Source organism: Aquisalimonas sp. APHAB1-3 (assembly GCF_048323695.1).
Lineage (GTDB): Bacteria > Pseudomonadota > Gammaproteobacteria > Nitrococcales > Aquisalimonadaceae > Aquisalimonas.
The window spans coordinates 1-15,816 of record NZ_JBLWFT010000015.1; the positions used below are offsets into that span (position 1 = coordinate 1).

At 63.7% G+C, this 15,816-nt stretch carries 16 protein-coding genes and 1 pseudogene; all 17 read left to right on the forward strand.

The annotated features are described in order from the left end of the window. Positions 1 to 148: 148 nt before the first annotated feature. The 17 genes and pseudogenes from ACNSTU_RS15725 (at position 149) to ACNSTU_RS15805 (ending at position 15,770) form a co-directional block, all read left to right on the forward strand. Positions 149 to 454, forward strand: coding sequence for a hypothetical protein (locus tag ACNSTU_RS15725; protein WP_418212622.1), 306 nt, complete (start codon positions 149 to 151; stop codon positions 452 to 454). A 1,061-nt stretch (positions 455 to 1,515) separates the two neighbouring features. Next, positions 1,516 to 2,511: pseudogene (locus ACNSTU_RS15730) on the forward strand (IS30 family transposase); the annotation flags it as partial. Positions 2,512 to 2,548: 37 nt separating this feature from the next. Next, a complete protein-coding gene (locus ACNSTU_RS15735; protein ID WP_418212623.1) occupies positions 2,549 to 4,000 on the forward strand; it encodes an MBL fold metallo-hydrolase RNA specificity domain-containing protein in 1,452 nt (483 codons plus the stop codon). A 184-nt stretch (positions 4,001 to 4,184) separates the two neighbouring features. Continuing rightward, entirely contained in the window at positions 4,185 to 4,634 is a 450-nt protein-coding gene (locus ACNSTU_RS15740) for a hypothetical protein (protein ID WP_418212624.1), read from the forward strand. A 528-nt stretch (positions 4,635 to 5,162) separates the two neighbouring features. After that, positions 5,163 to 6,161 (forward strand): IS110 family transposase, encoded by a 999-nt coding sequence (locus ACNSTU_RS15745; RefSeq protein WP_418212625.1) that lies wholly within the window; start codon positions 5,163 to 5,165, stop codon positions 6,159 to 6,161. A gap of 156 nt (positions 6,162 to 6,317) precedes the next feature. After that, positions 6,318 to 6,662, forward strand: a complete 345-nt coding sequence (locus ACNSTU_RS15750) for a YebG family protein (RefSeq protein ID WP_418212626.1) — start codon at positions 6,318 to 6,320, stop codon at positions 6,660 to 6,662. A gap of 183 nt (positions 6,663 to 6,845) precedes the next feature. Continuing rightward, positions 6,846 to 7,142, forward strand: coding sequence for a BrnT family toxin (locus tag ACNSTU_RS15755; RefSeq protein ID WP_418212627.1), 297 nt, complete (start codon positions 6,846 to 6,848; stop codon positions 7,140 to 7,142). Continuing rightward, positions 7,139 to 7,411: a CopG family antitoxin gene (locus ACNSTU_RS15760; protein ID WP_418212628.1), complete on the forward strand. Its 273-nt coding sequence runs from the start codon at positions 7,139 to 7,141 to the stop codon at positions 7,409 to 7,411. The genes ACNSTU_RS15755 and ACNSTU_RS15760 overlap by 4 nt, the downstream gene beginning before the upstream one ends. 61 nt (positions 7,412 to 7,472) lie before the next feature. Continuing rightward, positions 7,473 to 7,880, forward strand: a complete 408-nt coding sequence (gene mntA, locus ACNSTU_RS15765) for a type VII toxin-antitoxin system MntA family adenylyltransferase antitoxin (protein WP_418212629.1) — start codon at positions 7,473 to 7,475, stop codon at positions 7,878 to 7,880. Then, positions 7,868 to 8,296: a type VII toxin-antitoxin system HepT family RNase toxin gene (gene hepT, locus ACNSTU_RS15770; protein WP_418212630.1), complete on the forward strand. Its 429-nt coding sequence runs from the start codon at positions 7,868 to 7,870 to the stop codon at positions 8,294 to 8,296. Before mntA ends, hepT begins: the two co-directional genes overlap by 13 nt. Positions 8,297 to 8,458: 162 nt before the next feature. Beyond that, on the forward strand, positions 8,459 to 8,734 hold the full coding sequence (locus ACNSTU_RS15775) for a type II toxin-antitoxin system ParD family antitoxin (protein ID WP_418212631.1): 276 nt from the start codon (positions 8,459 to 8,461) through the stop codon (positions 8,732 to 8,734). Continuing rightward, a complete protein-coding gene (locus tag ACNSTU_RS15780; RefSeq protein WP_418212632.1) occupies positions 8,700 to 8,993 on the forward strand; it encodes a type II toxin-antitoxin system RelE/ParE family toxin in 294 nt (97 codons plus the stop codon). The genes ACNSTU_RS15775 and ACNSTU_RS15780 overlap by 35 nt, the downstream gene beginning before the upstream one ends. Before the next feature lie 108 nt (positions 8,994 to 9,101). Continuing rightward, the gene (locus tag ACNSTU_RS15785) at positions 9,102 to 9,401 is read left to right on the forward strand and encodes a nucleotidyltransferase domain-containing protein (RefSeq protein ID WP_418212633.1); all 300 of its coding nucleotides are present in this window, start codon (positions 9,102 to 9,104) and stop codon (positions 9,399 to 9,401) included. Further along, the gene (locus ACNSTU_RS15790) at positions 9,398 to 9,919 is read left to right on the forward strand and encodes a hypothetical protein (RefSeq protein ID WP_418212634.1); all 522 of its coding nucleotides are present in this window, start codon (positions 9,398 to 9,400) and stop codon (positions 9,917 to 9,919) included. Before ACNSTU_RS15785 ends, ACNSTU_RS15790 begins: the two co-directional genes overlap by 4 nt. Before the next feature lie 140 nt (positions 9,920 to 10,059). Further along, on the forward strand, positions 10,060 to 10,446 hold the full coding sequence (locus ACNSTU_RS15795; RefSeq protein ID WP_418212635.1) for an SEC-C metal-binding domain-containing protein: 387 nt from the start codon (positions 10,060 to 10,062) through the stop codon (positions 10,444 to 10,446). Continuing rightward, complete coding sequence (locus ACNSTU_RS15800; RefSeq protein WP_418212636.1) at positions 10,443 to 12,116, forward strand: hypothetical protein; 1,674 nt, start codon at positions 10,443 to 10,445, stop codon at positions 12,114 to 12,116. The genes ACNSTU_RS15795 and ACNSTU_RS15800 overlap by 4 nt, the downstream gene beginning before the upstream one ends. Positions 12,117 to 12,314: 198 nt before the next feature. Beyond that, on the forward strand, positions 12,315 to 15,770 hold the full coding sequence (locus ACNSTU_RS15805) for an ATP-binding protein (protein ID WP_418212637.1): 3,456 nt from the start codon (positions 12,315 to 12,317) through the stop codon (positions 15,768 to 15,770). Positions 15,771 to 15,816: the final 46 nt, after the last annotated feature.

Here is a 15,816-nt window from a genome sequence, read left to right on the forward strand (position 1 = left end):
CGCTGAGACCCTCCTGCGGCTTGACGCGGCCATCGAGGCGGCAATGGAACACGGCGAGTTCACCGACGAAATCAACCGCTGAACACCCCAACCCCTTACTGCAAGACGGTCATCACCGGGCGCTTACTTTAGTCTGGACCGCTCGAACGTGTACACGGGCATCACCCGCATCAAGGAGCGGGGCATCATGATCGGCGAGAAGCGGGTGCTCGCCCAGGCGATTCATCGGGAGCGAGGCAACAGTCGCATGACAACGCTCCCGTACCGGCTCGAGGAGACTCTCCCCTCGCTTATCCAGACCGGAGGGATGATGGCCCCACAGGACGCGAGCAGCGGCGATGAAGCAACAGCCGGCATGCCGGATGCCGATGAGGCCATGGGAGAGGCACATGACCCCTTCGCCCCGGATCAGGACGATGAGAACGAAACCACGCTGGCAGCCTCGCGTATGTGAGGCCATCATCCCTCCGCCCGTACTGTCCTTCTCGCGCTCCCATACCGTTGAAGGACAGGTTTTGACCCGGCCTCGCCGGGTCTTTTTTTGCCTGCGGCTTATGTCCAGCGCCCCTTATGAACGCGGCCCTTGCCGGGACCACGGTCTATGCCGGCGCGCCCGGCATGCACGGATCCTGGCTAGGCCGAATCCTCTTGGTGACGTCACATAGACGTCTTTCGACACTGGGGCGTGAAGGGCGTCTATGTGACGTCTTTCCGTCGTCACTTTGACGTCACATCGACGTCACATAGACGTCAGTCAGATCGAGTCGATGTCATAGTGACGTCTCATAGGCGTCACTATGCTTCGCTCAGCAGATGCCATTCCCCGTTACGCCGCACGGGTCGAGTGCGCGTTCTCCCTGGTGGGTGGTGGCGGAGCTTTAGGCCGGGTTTTCGAGAGCGCCTGTCAATCCAGTGCTGGTCCAGGATGGATCCGTATTTGTAGCCAACGAGCCGATAAAGGCGGAGTTCCAATGAGTTGCGTCGGTCCGGAGCGGCCTGAACCAGCCGTCAACGCCTCTTGGCGTGGTTGTCGTCGTTGTTGACGAGAGAGGGGGTGGACGTGGGGCCGCATGCACTCACTCCTTAGAGGACGTATCTGCGGTGAAGCGCAATGCAGGGACGTCATCATGACGTCGAAAAGACGTCACCTCGCTCAGGGGATTGCACCCACAGAGCCATAGCCAGAATGGCTTTCATGGAGATGCTCATTGAGCGCGAGCCCATCAGCCGGGCGGGTTGCGATGTGTTTCTACGGAAACCTCATCAAGGCAATTAGGGGGCGAGCAAAAGTATCGGCCTGTAACAAAAATCTGCACCGGCCTGTAACAAAAATCTGCACCGTGTTGTAACGGTACCCCCTCCGTCATTTCGCGCGAACCCCGTTTGTAAAAAGCTGCGGACCCCTTTTGTAAATCAGGCCCTCCCAAATGTGTTCCTGTAGAGACCTTCTCGATGCAATCAGGGAGCGGGCCCCTGGACGTGTGCGTGCACGGCATTCCTTATCCCTGAACCCCTGAAGAGCGCGCCGTGATCTTTTGTGAGCGCCAGCGAGAGACACGCATCCGGGACATTGCCCGTCGCATCGGCCGTAGTCCGGCGACTGTGAGTCGTGAACTGCGGCGCGGGCACTCGCCAGCCACAGGCGCGTATTGCCCGACGCACGCTTCGCGGGCGTAAAGGGCACGGCGCAGCCGCTGCGGGCGGGGCCAGAAATTGGTGGACGGCACATGGCTTCACGGTTGGGTGCGTGATCGGTTGATCCACAGAGCTTGGTCTCCGGAGCAGATCGCCGGCAGACTCAGAACCATGCACCCCGATGATCCCGACAAGCACGTCAGCCACGAGGCCATTTACGCGGCCATCTATGCCCACCCGAAAGGGACGCTGCGCAAGGCGATGATCGATGCCCTGCGTCGAGCCAAGAGCCAAAGAGGCCAGCGGCGAACAACGCCGGCGGGCGGCTCTATGGTTCCGGAGTCGCTGCGCATCCGCCATCGGCCCGAGGAGATCGAGCAGCGCCTGCTGCCCGGCCACTGGGAAGGCGACTTTATCAAGGGCGCGTACAACCGCTCGGCGGTGGGCACCGTCGTCGAGCGCAAGACACGCTTCGTGGTGCTCAGCGCAATGAACGGAACCACGGCTGACGCCGCCCTGGAGGGCTTTTCCAGACAGATGGGCTATCTGCCCGCGATCCTGCGCCAGAGCATGACCTACGACCGGGGCAGCGAGATGGCCTGTCATGCCGAACTGGATCGACGCCTGAAACTCGATATCTGGTTCGCCGATCCGCACGCGCCTTGGCAGCGCGGCAGCAACGAGAACACCAATGGCCTGCTGCGCCAGTTCCTGCCCAAAGGTGCAGATCTCAGCGAAGCCAGCCAGACCCAGCTCAACGACATTGCGCGGCTGCTCAAACAGCGCCCCCGCAAAACGCTCGGCTGGAAAACACCCGAAGAGGCCATGAACGAAGAGCTTCATGCGTTCTCAAAATCCGTTGCACCTGATTTTTGAGTCCAAGCCGTCTGCGCCATAAAAGAGTATTTGCGACATGGATCGCCCAGCCATCACCCACCACGGCGCCGCCGACGGCGTCACCGGAAGCTGTCACCGTCTGCAGATCACCCCGGAGCAGGCGCTGCTCATCGATTGCGGCCTGTTTCAGGGCGAAGACGCGTTGGACGACGACACCCTGGAGCAGCACCAGGTCACCTTCCCGGTGGACGACCTGCTCGCCATGATCGTCACCCACGTGCATATCGATCACATCGGACGGCTGCCGTACCTGCTCGCTGCCGGCTACCGCGGGCCGATCATCTGTTCCGTGCCCTCCGCGCGGCTGTTGCCGCTGGTCATCGAAGACGCCCTGAAAATCGGCTTCACCCGCGACGAGCGCATGATCCAGCAGTTCCTGAGCGTGGTGGGCGAGCGCCTCGTCGCCATCGACTACAATGCCTGGCACACCGTGCTGGACGACGCCGGTCATACCGTGCGAGTCCGCCTCCAGCGCGCCGGGCACATCCTCGGCTCCGCCTACGTGGAAGTGGAAATAGTCGACCACAACGCCGGTACCGATGAGCGCATCGTCTTCTCCGGAGACCTGGGCGCGCCCTACGCACCGCTGTTGCCGGCGCCGCAGCCCCCGTACCGCGCCGACCGCCTGGTGCTGGAGAGTACCTACGGCGACCGCCGCCACGAAAACCGCCGCAACCGGCGTCAGCGCCTCAAGGCCGCCATCGACCGCGCGCTGGTGAACCGCGGCACGGTCATCATCCCCGCCTTCAGCATCGGCCGCACCCAGGAGCTGCTCTACGAGCTGGAAGGGCTCATTCACAACGCCCCGGTGCGCAGCGACGGCACCGACTGGCGTAATCTGGAGATCATCGTCGACTCACCGCTGGCAGCGCGCTTCACCGCCGTCTACCGTGACCTCAAACGCTATTGGGACGCCGAGGCCCACAAACGCCTGCGCGCCGGCCGCCATCCGCTCGCGTTCGACAACCTCTACACCGTCGACGACCACGATGAACACCTGCAGACCGTGGATTACCTCGCCCGCACCGGCCGCCCGGCGGTGGTCATCGCCGCCAGCGGCATGGCCGCCGGCGGACGCGTGGTGAACTACCTCAAGCGCATGCTGGGCGACGAGCGCCACTGCGTGCTGTTCGTGGGCTACCAGGCCGCCGGCACCCCCGGCCGCGCCATCCAGCAATACGGCCCCGCCGGCGGCTGGGTCGACCTCGACGGCGAACGCCACACCATCCACGCCCGCGTGGACACCATCAGCGGCTACTCCGCCCACGCCGGCCAGGACGACCTCCTGCGCTTCGTCCGCCGCATGCGTCGCCCGCCGCACACCATTCACCTGGTCCACGGCGAGCCGCATGCGCAGCGCGCCCTCAAAGCCAGAATCGAGCAATGGGCAACGGAAGCGGGGCGCGACATCACCGTGCACACGGCCGACTCCCGCAACGCCGCCGCGCCCGGGGATAATCGCGACTGACGTCGCTCCTACACTAGGGGGATGATCGCGGCTTGCGCCGCTCCTACGGTGTGATGGGGAAGTCGGCGGTGCTGTAGGAGCGACGTCAGTCGCGAAGTCCAGTGCACAGGGTTGCGCCATTGCTCCAAATCACGTTCGGTCTCTACGATACGAGGCAAGTAGCTTGAAGCAATGAGTGGGGATCATGATGACGGAAGTCGATCTCGACGACCTTGCATCCTCTGTCGAATACGTCAGTAACCGTGTTGCCTTCGACGCCGCCGCGTTCGTTCATCGCGCGACCGGCGAAATCGGCTGGTACGGTGAAGCAATGGATGATGACGTCCGAGGCGAAGCCTGGCCCAGCTTGGAAGAGGCCGACGACTCCGACGACTACATCGCTGTCCCGGAGAAAAGCGATCTCATGCTCACCGGGAAACCCCTGGCCCTGCGCTTCGCGTACCAGCATCTGTCCGACGACGACGTGGAGGAAGTCGAGCGGTATTTCGCCCGCAAGGGTGCCTTCCGGCGGTTCCGGGGGCTTCTGGACGAGAGGGATCTCCTGACCGCCTGGAACCAGTACGAGGACCGGATCCTGAAGGGCGCCCTGGAAGAGTGGTGTCAGGAAGAGGGCCTGATACCCGTACGCCGCTGATAGATCTCAACCCCAGGTGCATCTTGATGCACCGAAACTTTCCGAGTTCGTCAGCGACCGCCGCGCATACGACAGCCTGGTCTCACGCCTGCTTGTCGATACGGAAGATTTCCTGCCTTACCGCCAACGTATCCTCAAAGAGCGACGCGACGCATGATCCACCGAATACATGGAAGCATTGCGAACGGGAGAGTTGGTATGAACCGCGCGCAGGTCATGCCCACGGAGCGGTTTCTGGCAATGTTGAGCACCGCACCCATGAGCAATGATGGTGGACGTGAACGTCCACCCTTGTATGTTGCTGCTCAGACGCTAATGGTTTGAGAAGGTTACCGGGAGGCCGTTCCACCCTTGAAGCGGCGCTGTCCGACTTCGTTCGTAGATCGGCCCCCGCCTCATTGCTCACCTCGAGGAGTATCCAGAAGCCGACAAGTGCCGGACTTCGCATCACAAGGTCGAGGCAGCAACAAATGCGAGGTCGGGGAGCCGGTAACCAGTGTGGCCTATTGGTGAGCGGAGGTGAAGACGATGAGCAGCCACATCGGGATCGACATCGGGGCACGGTCGGTTGAGGTGGTGGTGCGCCGTAACGGCGGCCACACGCCCGCCAAAACCTTTCAGCAAACCCCCCAGGGGCACGAGGCGCTGGTGGGGTATGTACAGAGCCATCACCCGCAGCGGGTCGTGCTGGAAGCCACGGGCGTGTACTACCTCGACGTGGCGGTGGCGCTGGCTGACGCGGGGCTGCCGGTGGCGGTGATCAACCCGAAGAGCTTCCACCACTTTGCGGCTCTGAAGCTCAACGCCACCAAGACCGATGCCGTCGATGCCGCACTCCTGGCCGAATTCGCCGAGCGCATGCAGCCGGCGCTATGGGCGCCTCCCAATGACAAGCGACTGCAGCTGCGAGACATCGCCCGCCAGATCAACCGTCTCATCGGCGCACGCACACAAGCCAAAAACCGCCTCCACGCCCTGCAGGCCAAGCGCGCGACACCGCGCTTGCTCATCGACGATGAGCAGCAGGGAGTCACCGCCCTCGAGCAGCGCATCGAGCGTCTGCGCACCGCCGCCGAGGAGCTCATCGACGCCGCCGACCCAGCGCTCGCTCGCCACATGCAACACCTCTCGGCCGCCAAGGGGATCGGCACCGCCTCTGCCCTAGCGCTGCTCGGTGAGCTCTGTGTGCTGCCTCAACACCTCAAAGCGCCGCAGGTCAGCCGCCATGCCGGGCTCGATGTGCGGCTGTGCCAGTCAGGCACCAGCGTCCAACGCCCAGCCCGGCTCAGCAAAGCCGGCAACGCCTACCTGCGCGCCGCACTCTACATGCCCGCCATGGCAGCCATCCGCCATGACCCAAACGCGCGCGCCTTCTACAACGCACTGCTCGCGCGAGGGAAGAAGAAAATCCAGGCCATCTGCGCCGTGATGCGGAAATACCTCACCGGACTCTGGGCCTGCATGAAAACCGATCAGCCCTTTGACTCAGCCAAACTCTTCGGACCACAACACCATCAGAAAACTTGACCGGAAACGGAGTATCTACGGAGGCCTCGGCAACCGGTTTGGCGTAGGGTGGACCTTCAGGTCCACCACAAAAAATCCAACCCATGGCACCACCCCCAATAACAATGATACTGTAAATATATACACCAAATCACACCCGACCAAGACGAGGTTCCCATGGCGGTCAAGGCGCTCTACGTATCGGATAAGGACCCAAAGCAGATGATGTTCGAGAGAAAAGCGGATGCCGACGCACGCGACAAGGATCTCAGCGTTGCCGAGGCGCTGGACGCGTTCCTGCGTAAACAATTCCCCAAAGTCGACGACGCCGTCCTGGAAGAAATCGCCTACGCCTTGGGTGACCGCCGAACGGCGCTGGCGGCGCTGGCCCACAAACTGGATCTGGACGCCCTGGACAACGCACCGGACCCAACCGCCACCGGCAGCCAGCCAGGCTCCGAAGGCGCGGCCGGCAAAAGCAACGTCACCACCATGGCGAAAGACGTCGCGAAGGGGTCGTAACGGCCACCACGCCCACCGAATCCATGGTGGACGTAAACGTCCCCCCTACGTCGGAACGGGGCACCCGAACCGTAGGGTGGACGTTCACGTCCACCATCCCATGCCTGCCACCAGCCTCGTAGGGGGACCTTCAGGTCCACCATCCATCCACCTGCTCGTGGTTGAGTACAAAGAGCACACAATGTGCTACACTTCGCCCCCATGAAAGCCATCACATGGAACCCAGCGAAGAACAAGCTTCTCCAAGAGGAAAGGAACATCTCGTTTGAGGATGTGGTTCTGCACATGTCGATCGGAGGTATCCTGGATACGTTCGAGCATCCGAATCAGGAGCGGTATCCGGGCCAACAAATCCATGTGATCGAGATAGAGGGGTATGCGTACCTGGTGCCCTTTGTGGAGTCAGAGGATGAGATTTTTCTGAAGACGATCATCCCGAGCCGGAAAGCGAGCAAAACCTACGTGGGAGGCCCGAAATGAGCAGGTTGGATAAAGAAGAGCAGGAAATTCTGGATGCATTCGATGCAGGAGAGCTGCAGCGAGCGTCAGACGTTGAGGATAGGAAAGCGCGGCATCAACAATACGCCGAAGCGATGTTCAAGAAAGATGCCCGTATTAATATCAGGCTTTCGTCCAGGGATCTCAGGGGGCTCCAGAAGAAGGCGCTGGCCGAGGGTATCCCCTACCAAACGCTTGTGGCCAGTATCCTCCACAAGTATGTCGAAGGCCGGCTGCATGAGGATCGGTAGGCCCGCCACTAGCCGTAGGGTGGACCTTCAGGTCCACCAAAGGCACTGCTAAACTCCACCAATGACCACGAACACACCGCATCCGGAACTGGAGCCCGTCCGCGAGCGCCTCGCTGAGGACGACGACGTGCTCGTGGCCATCGCCTTCGGGTCACTGGTAAAAGGCTCAGCCACAACGGACAGTGACCTCGACATTGCCGTGCTCTGCCCGAAACCGCTCACAGCGGACCGCCGCCGTCTGTTGATCCACGATCTCGGACAGCTCATGGGGCGGCCAGTTGACTTGGTCGACTTGCGCAGCGCGGGTGTTCCCATACTCCGGGAAGTGCTTCGTCACGGTCTGCGCCTCGTCTGCCACGACCGCCGCGCTTACGACAGCCTGGTCTCACGCCTGCTTGTTGATACGGAAGATTTCCTGCCTTACCGCCAACGTATCCTGAAGGAGCGACGCGACGCATGGATGCAGTAATCGTTGCGGAAAAGCTCGAGGCCCTGCGTCAGTGCATAAAGCGTATCGAGGACCGGCGCGTGCAGTCGGCCGATGCGCTCTATCACGATCTCGATCGCCAGGACATCCTCAGCGTCAACCTCACCCGTGCTGTTCAATTGTGCGTGGATATGGCGGCACACGTGGTGTCGGATACCAGGCAGCCCGCTCCGCAGACCATGGGCGAGACATTCGATCTGCTCTGCGCCGAAGGCATTATTGAGCCGGCGCTGCGCGACCGCATGCGAGCAGCCGTAGGTTTTCGCAATGTGGCCGTGCACAGCTATCAGGCGATCGACTGGAATATCGTCCACACGATCACTCACGAAGGCCTGGCGGACTTCAAAGCCTTCGCGCGCAGCATCGTCGCCATGCTCGACCACCCCGCACCCCGGTAGGGTGGACCTTCAGGTCCACCATCCTTATATCTGCGGCTCCCCCGGATGCTCGCCCAACGCGAGAGGGATCAACCGGCGCACGGTACCGGGCCGCGTGCGTTGACGCTTGCTGCATCGCTGGTGTATTCATTATGAATGCTTCTGAATATTATGAGGCTCGATATGGCGAATACCAGTCTGACCCTTGGCTCCCACTGGGAAGCCTTCATCAGAAATGAAGTGGCCTCCGGCCGATACAACTCGGCCAGCGAGGTTGTGCGTGATGCCCTGAGGGAGCTTGAAGAGCGGCAGGTCAAGATGGAAGCACTTCGTGCCCACTTGGGGATGGGTGAGTGCCAGGCTCGTGCGGGCGAAGTTGTCGATGATTTTTCAATGGATGAACTGATCAGGAAGCTGGACAGGGATGGCAGGGACGTACCGGATAACACGACGCGCTGAGGCGGACCTCTACGACATCGCTAGGTACACCGAGGCAGAATGGGGGCGAGATCAACGGACCCGGTATCTCAAGGCACTTGAGACACGCTTCGGCTGGCTAGCAGGCAATCCGGCGTTGGGCCAAGCACGGGAGGATGTGGCTGCCGGATACTATTGTTACCCGCACGGCAGACATCTCATCTTCTACATGTGCACCGCGCAGGGAATCGACATTATCGGCATTCCGCACCAGCGCATGGATCCGGGCTCATTCCCATAGCACACACGCCATCCTTGCGGTGGACCTTCAGGTCCACCATCAATCCGCCACAACCACCGAAATGCTATCCTTGACCCTCAGCCGAGCACGTTTCCGGAGTCATACCCAATGCGGTTGAGCGATCAAGCGAGAGAGATCATACGGCGCACAACACAGGAAGTGTTCGGCCCGGATGCCGAAGTGCTGATTTTTGGCTCCCGCGTTATTGATTCCGTGCGGGGTGGCGATATCGACCTGCTCGTGCGCCTGCCCCGCGTTACGGAGGATACGCGCAGGAAATCGCTCCAACTGACCGCGCGTCTGCAGCGTCGCCTGGGCGATCAGCGCATTGATGTGCTCGTTATCGATCCGCAGACCCCGCCCACCCCGATATACACGGAAGCATTGCGAACGGGAGAGTTGGTATGAACCGCGCGCAGACCATGCCCACGGACCGGTTTCTCGCAACGTTGATGATTGTTGCTCAAGAAGCACAACACCTCGCGTACAGCCAGTCCCGTGTGTTCGGCGAGAACATCAACGCTGAATGGGTGCGTTCTCTGGAGAACCAACCAGAACTGGCGGAAAGATTGGAAGCCTTTGTTTCGCGGTTTGGCCGCATGCAGGACACGATCGGCGGTAAACTCTTTCCGCGCTGGCTGGCCGCGCAGGCTGAGGAGCCGGGAACGCACATCGAAGTGCTCAATCGAGCAGAGCGCTTGGGCGTGCTGGAAGACGTTGAGCGATGGTTGGAAGCGCGAGCGCTCCGTAATCGGCTCGTGCACGAGTACATGGAAAACCCAGAAGAGTTCGCGGCCGATCTCATCCTGGCCGGCGAATATTGCGACATGCTGTTCGATACATACACGCGCCTACGTGATTTCGCCGCCGAACGGATGGGGATCGAGAACGAACGCCTCCCTGGGCTCCGTACACCACACCTTTGAGCAACGATGGTGGACGTAAACGTCCCCCCTACGGAACGTGTAGCCACGCGTAGGGTGGACCTTCAGGTCCACCAACCACCACCAAATCCCCCACCATCTCTGCCAAAATGAGCCATCCATAACACTTCGGAAGGTCAACCATGCTGCCCGACAACGCTCCCCTCGACGTCGAATCCCTGCTCGCCGACGCCGTGCGCGAAGCCCTGCGGCACGAAGACCCTGGCCACTTCATGCAATGGATCCAGAGCACCCTTGGTGACTACATGGCGGCGGAGTTCCAGGGGCCTGACCAGGCCGAAATGCGGCAGGCCATGGCCGTGCACATCGGCCGTGCCGTCTGGAACGTCATGCCGCTGCCGGGCAACCACCTGCGCCCGCAGCCACTGCCCGAGCCCGGCCGCAACGACCCCTGCCTGTGCGGCTCCGGGCGCAAGTTCAAGAAATGCTGTGCCAACGCCCCGAGCCTGCCCGAAGGCCTGTTCGACCCGGACATGATGGCCGGGCTCGTCGCAGAGAGCTGCCCGTGAAACGCCTGCAGGCCCTGGCCGCCGAGGGCCGGGCCAACCTCAGCGTGCTCCTGGCCGCCGCAAACGACCTCAACGACGACGGCTACCCGAAAAAGGCCGTGGCCCTCCTGGAGCCGGTATTCGACCCCGCGCAGGGCCATGTGCCCACCAACACCACCGCCAGCATGGCGCTATGGTTCCTGTGCGACTGCTACGACACCCTCGGGTTCGGGCGCAAGAAGGAGCGCCTGCTGGATGCTATCGCGAACCAGCCCGGCGCCTCCCACCTGCGCGGCGCCGCCTGGGCCCGGCTCGCCGGCATCTACGCCGACCGCCGCCAGCTCGACGCCGCCACCGCCGCACTCCAGAAGGCACAGCGCGACACGCCCGACGATCCCGGCCTGGCCTCACTGGAAGTCGTCATATGGACGGATGCCGGCGAAACCGATCTGGCCCGGGAGCGGGCCGGCTTCTGGCGCCGGCGCCTGCTGCGCAAGGGCTACGCCGAAGACCAGCACCCCATTCCCTTGCTGCGGCAGGCCGAGACCGATCCGGCCAGGGCCATGACGGACTCCGTCGCCGAGAGCGACCCGGAGATCGACAGGCTGCTGACCATCGTGGACCGCATACAGGGCCGGCCGGCCCCGGAATACACCCTCACGCAAGACGATGAGGAGGGGCCCGCCGAGGCGGCCGGCGACGAGCCACTGGATCGCGACGGCCTGCGCGCCACGCTCCGGCAGATGGGCGCGCCCGAAGACCAGATCGAAGAGCTCGTCGCCTCCGTGGAACATCGCCTGGAAGAGGGCGACGCCGCCGCTCCTGACCCGGACGCAAACTCGGCCACCCTGACCGCCCCGGAGCCCGTCCGTGCCACCACCGACGCCTGGCGGCAGTCCATCGACGCCCCGAAACCGTTCTCGACACAGCCCCAGCCCATGGACGACACCTGGGACCCGTGGGCGCCCGACACCGCCGACAAGTGGCTCGGTTTCCTCGAAACCCACTCCGGCGCGCTCGACAGCATCGAGATCATCGACGACCTGCTCACCATCCTCGGGCACCACCCCATGAGCGGCGCCACCAGCTTCGAGACAACCGTCGCGGCGCCGCTGATGGATCGGGTCTACGCGATCGTCTCAGCCGCCACACATGCGGGCCCTGAACCTGGCCCCCATCTGCCCTGGATCGACCTGCGCAACCGCCCGGTGCTGCGAACTCTGGTGCGCCGCTGGAACCACCTGCTTGATGAAGGGCGCACAATCGACGCCCGTCTCCAGGGTGATCAACTGCTGGCGCTCAACCCCGACGACAACCACGGCATCCGCGGCCCCATGGTCGTCGACGCCCTCCACGCGGGCACCGACACCCGCGTCGTCAACGTGACGGCGCGATACCCCAATGACCACCTCCCTGAAATCGCCTTCGCCCGCGCACTCGCCCTGTACCGCCTCGACGGTGGTCACGACGCCGACGCCGCCCTGCATGAAGCGATTCACAACCACCCGCTCGCCGCCGACTACCTCGCCCGCGCACGCGTCCGCCGCCCCAAGGGCGCCGAAGACGCCCACTTCACCGTGGGCAGCGAAGAACAGGCCTGGCACCACCGCGAAGCCGTGCGACCGGTGTGGGAACAAACCCCTGGCGCGCTGGACTGGCTGAAGGGGGCGTTGAAGGATATGAATGAGTGAAACCGGGGTGGTGGACGTAAACGTCCACCGTACAGGGGCCTCGGCAACCAGACCGGCGTACGGTGGACCTTCAGGTCCACCAACACACCCAACCCGGCGTCGCACCAGGCCATTGCGCCGGAACGTGGTACGGTTACAGCCCTTTGTGGCACGAACGTGCAGCGTCGTCGATAACACGACAACAAGGGTGTGCCGGACATGATCGGGTGCCGACAGGGCGGAGTCTGGATGTGGGCGGCGGGGCTGCTGGTTGCAGTCATGCTGCTGCCGTCGGCCGCGGCTGCACCGGTGAACCCTGAGCCCGGCGTGATCGATCTCCGTCAGTGGCAGCCCGAGCAGGATGAGGTTGCCGTTGATGGGGCATGGCTGATCGCGTGGGAAGAGAGCGATCAGTTCGAGCCCTATACGCTACCCGGTGTCTGGAACGGTCGCGTGATTGTCGGCGAGCAGCGTGACGGCACCGGGCTTGCGGTTCTGCGTGCCCGCCTGTTGCTTCCGTCTACGGATATCCCGCTCGCGCTGCAGATCCACAATATAAAGTCAGCCGCCTCCGTGTATCTGGACGGCGAGCGCGTAGCGACGCGAGGTGTGCCCGCAGCGGACGCCGACGCAGAACGTGCGGACCTCAGCGGTGTGCGCGTGCCGCTCCCCAGCAGCACCGTGGTGGAGTTGCGCATCGTTGCGTCCAACCACTTCCACCATGAGGGGGGTATCGACCGCTCCATACGTATCGGCGATGCGCGCGCCTTGGAGCGCCAGGCCCAGGTCGATGCGGCCTGGAGCCTGCTGGCGATTGGCAGCATGGGCGGACTGGCCGTCTATCTGCTTGCCCTGGGCGGGTGGCGGCAGATCTCCATGCCGGGGGCGTTGTTCGTCGGGCTGCTGGTGATCGTGGCCATGCGTTTCGCCGCCGTGAGCGGGTTGCTCTATCAGGTGCCGTGGCTGACTCCCGGCATGATCATCCGTGCAGATTACCTGCCTGCCTTTCTGCTGCCGGGGGTTTACGCGCTGCTGCTGGGCAGCCTGTTCCCACGGGACCTCTGGCCACCGGTGAAATGGGGGGTCGTGACCATCTCGGCGCTGCTGGCGCTGACGGTGTTGCTGCCGCCGAGCGTGTTTACGGCGCTGCGCGATGTAACGGCGCTGTTCGTCATTGTCAGCGTTCTGCTGCTGATGCTTGCGGGTGGGAGCGCCGTCATCAACCAGCGGCCCGGCGCCCGGGTAGTGTTTGCCGGGGCTGTTGTGCTGGGGGCAACGGCAGTCAACGATGCCCTGGTTGCGATGCGCGCGCTGGAATCAACGAACCTGATCGTCCCCGGAATGCTTACCTTCCTCGCCATGCACGGCGTCGCGGTCGGGGGGCGGGTGTTCGACGCCATCGAAGAGAACCGGCGGCTGTCGGACTCGTTGTGGAAACTGACCCGGTCGCTGGAGAGCCAGGTGGCCGATCGCACAGCGGCGCTGCGCCAGGAGTCGGCACTGCTGGACGGTGCTCTGGAGAGCATGGCCCCCGCCATGCTCGCGACCACCAGCAGTGGAAGCCCCCAGGCCTGGAACACGGCATTCATCGACCTGTTCCGGGTCGACGAGGCCGCGCTGCGGCGTCGAAGCCGAAGCGCCCTTGTCGATGGCTTGCAGGCCAGTCTCGGGCCCGATGTACCCGTTGACGACATGGTCCCCGGTCCCGATTTCGCCGGATCCCGCGTACGACAGGTGGCCCTGCCCGGGGGGGAGACCGTGGAAGTGATCGGGCACCGACGCGCCGACGGGGGCTGGGTCTGCACCTTCATCGACGTGACCGCGCGCAGGCTGTCCGAGATCGGTCCGCAGGGGGGCGGTGTCGGCACCTGGGAGTGGGATTTCACGACCCGGCGCTTCCACGGTTCATCCCGCTACTGGTCGTCCCTCGGCTACGACCCGCGCAGCATGGATCGGCTGCACGTGAACAGCATTGACGACATGCTGGCGATGATTCATCCGGATGACCGCGATGCCGCGCGGCAGGATTTCGACCACGCCCGTTTCAACGCGGGTTTCGTCGCCGCGCGCGAACTGCGGATCCGCCGCAGTGATGGTCAGTGGTTGTGGGTGCTCGTGCGGGCTTGTGTGGTCCGTGACCGCAGTGGCCGTCCGATCCGCCTTGTGGCCGCTCACAGCGATATCCACACCCTGGTGGAGGCACGTCAGTCCCTGGAGCATGCGCGCGACGAGGCGCGTCGTGATGCCACAGAAAAGGGGCGCCTGCTCGCCGTCCTGAGCCACGAAATCCGCACGCCACTGCACGGCATGCTCGGGCAGATCGACCTGCTGCGCCGGGAGACCGTCATTCCCGAGTCGGCCGAACCGCGCCTTGCCCTGGCGCAGCGCACCGGGCGGGAGATGGTCACGCTTCTGGAGGATATCGTCAGCATGTCCGGCGTTGAAGCCGGGCGGCAGCCGCTGCGGCAGGAGCCGTTTGAACCGCGCGACCTGTTGGACCACCTCGTCGAGCTCGTCCGCCCGCGGGCGGCAGCGCTGGATATCACGGTCACGGGCCGGGTGGGTGCCGCAGTACCGGACGAGCTGCAAGGAGACATCCCGAAACTGCGTCAGGTTCTCATGAACCTTCTCGATAATGCGGTCAAGTTCACGGCGTCCGGTGGTATAACCCTGACGATGGAGCAAGGTGGGGAAGGGTGGTATCGCTTCGCGGTTGAGGATTCCGGCCGGGGCATGTCACAGGACGATGCCGCACGCGTGTTCGATGCGTTCTACCACTCCGCGGACTCCCCGGGTGCCGGCCTGGGTTTGTACATCGTCGGGCGCCTGACGCGGTTCCTCGGTGGGCGGGCGCATGCCACCTCGGTTCCCGGGCAGGGGTCGCGTTTCATCCTGGATCTGCCGCTCGAACCGGTCGTATCGGGCAGCGCGGCCGCGGACGAGCCGGTCGCGCGTCCCGTGGGCGCCAGGGTGCTGCTGGTGGATGATGAGTCGCTCAACCGCGCTACGGTCCAGGAGATCCTGGCGTCGGAAGGGCAGCATGTCACAGCCGTTGCCACCGCAAGGGAGGCGCTTGATGCGGTTGCGGCTGGTGAGGAATTCGACATGATCCTGCTGGATCTGCGCCTGCCCGGAATGGATGGCGTCAGTGCGATGGAGCAGTTGGCTGCCCAGGGGCGGACGACCCACGTGCCCGTGGTGGCGTTTACCGCCGATGACACGCCCGAACAGCACCGTGCGTTCCTGGAGGCCGGCGGCAGCGGCGTGCTGACGAAACCGCTCGATCTGGACGCGTTCTACCGGCTCCTGGCGGGGCATATCGACACCCGGGCCGGTGAGTCCTCCGCCGCTGAGCTGGATGCCCGCTGGGCGGAGCTGGAGGAGCGCGTCGGCTCCGAGACCCTGGAGCGCCTGCTGGGCATCCTCCGGGACAGCCTGCTGGGCATGCGGCAGGAGCTGGAAACCGCACTGGCGGATCGCGATGACGGCCATTGCCGCGAAGTGGCGCACCGGATCCAGGGCAGCGCCGCCAATTACGGCCTGCACGGTCTCGAAGCACGGGCCCGGGCGGTCAACGGCGCGGCAGACACCGCCCTGCACACCGAGAGTCATGAACTCATCGCCGCTCTGGAAACCGAACTGAGGGTGTTGAACCGGAGGCTGGCCGCGTCATGATTCCCGGCTCATCACACATCGGCACCGACTGAGGAGGAGGTATACC

Coding starts and splice junctions, on each gene's coding strand:
- ACNSTU_RS15760 (WP_418212628.1), top strand. CDS start 7,139: ATGAGCAGGTTGGATAAAGAAGAGCAGGAAATTCTGGATGCATTCGAT.
- ACNSTU_RS15805 (WP_418212637.1), top strand. CDS start 12,315: ATGATCGGGTGCCGACAGGGCGGAGTCTGGATGTGGGCGGCGGGGCTG.
- ACNSTU_RS15790 (WP_418212634.1), top strand. CDS start 9,398: ATGAACCGCGCGCAGACCATGCCCACGGACCGGTTTCTCGCAACGTTG.
- ACNSTU_RS15740 (WP_418212624.1), top strand. CDS start 4,185: ATGATGACGGAAGTCGATCTCGACGACCTTGCATCCTCTGTCGAATAC.
- ACNSTU_RS15750 (WP_418212626.1), top strand. CDS start 6,318: ATGGCGGTCAAGGCGCTCTACGTATCGGATAAGGACCCAAAGCAGATG.
- ACNSTU_RS15735 (WP_418212623.1), top strand. CDS start 2,549: ATGGATCGCCCAGCCATCACCCACCACGGCGCCGCCGACGGCGTCACC.
- ACNSTU_RS15795 (WP_418212635.1), top strand. CDS start 10,060: ATGCTGCCCGACAACGCTCCCCTCGACGTCGAATCCCTGCTCGCCGAC.
- mntA (WP_418212629.1), top strand. CDS start 7,473: ATGACCACGAACACACCGCATCCGGAACTGGAGCCCGTCCGCGAGCGC.
- ACNSTU_RS15775 (WP_418212631.1), top strand. CDS start 8,459: ATGGCGAATACCAGTCTGACCCTTGGCTCCCACTGGGAAGCCTTCATC.
- ACNSTU_RS15780 (WP_418212632.1), top strand. CDS start 8,700: ATGGCAGGGACGTACCGGATAACACGACGCGCTGAGGCGGACCTCTAC.
- ACNSTU_RS15785 (WP_418212633.1), top strand. CDS start 9,102: ATGCGGTTGAGCGATCAAGCGAGAGAGATCATACGGCGCACAACACAG.
- hepT (WP_418212630.1), top strand. CDS start 7,868: ATGGATGCAGTAATCGTTGCGGAAAAGCTCGAGGCCCTGCGTCAGTGC.
- ACNSTU_RS15745 (WP_418212625.1), top strand. CDS start 5,163: ATGAGCAGCCACATCGGGATCGACATCGGGGCACGGTCGGTTGAGGTG.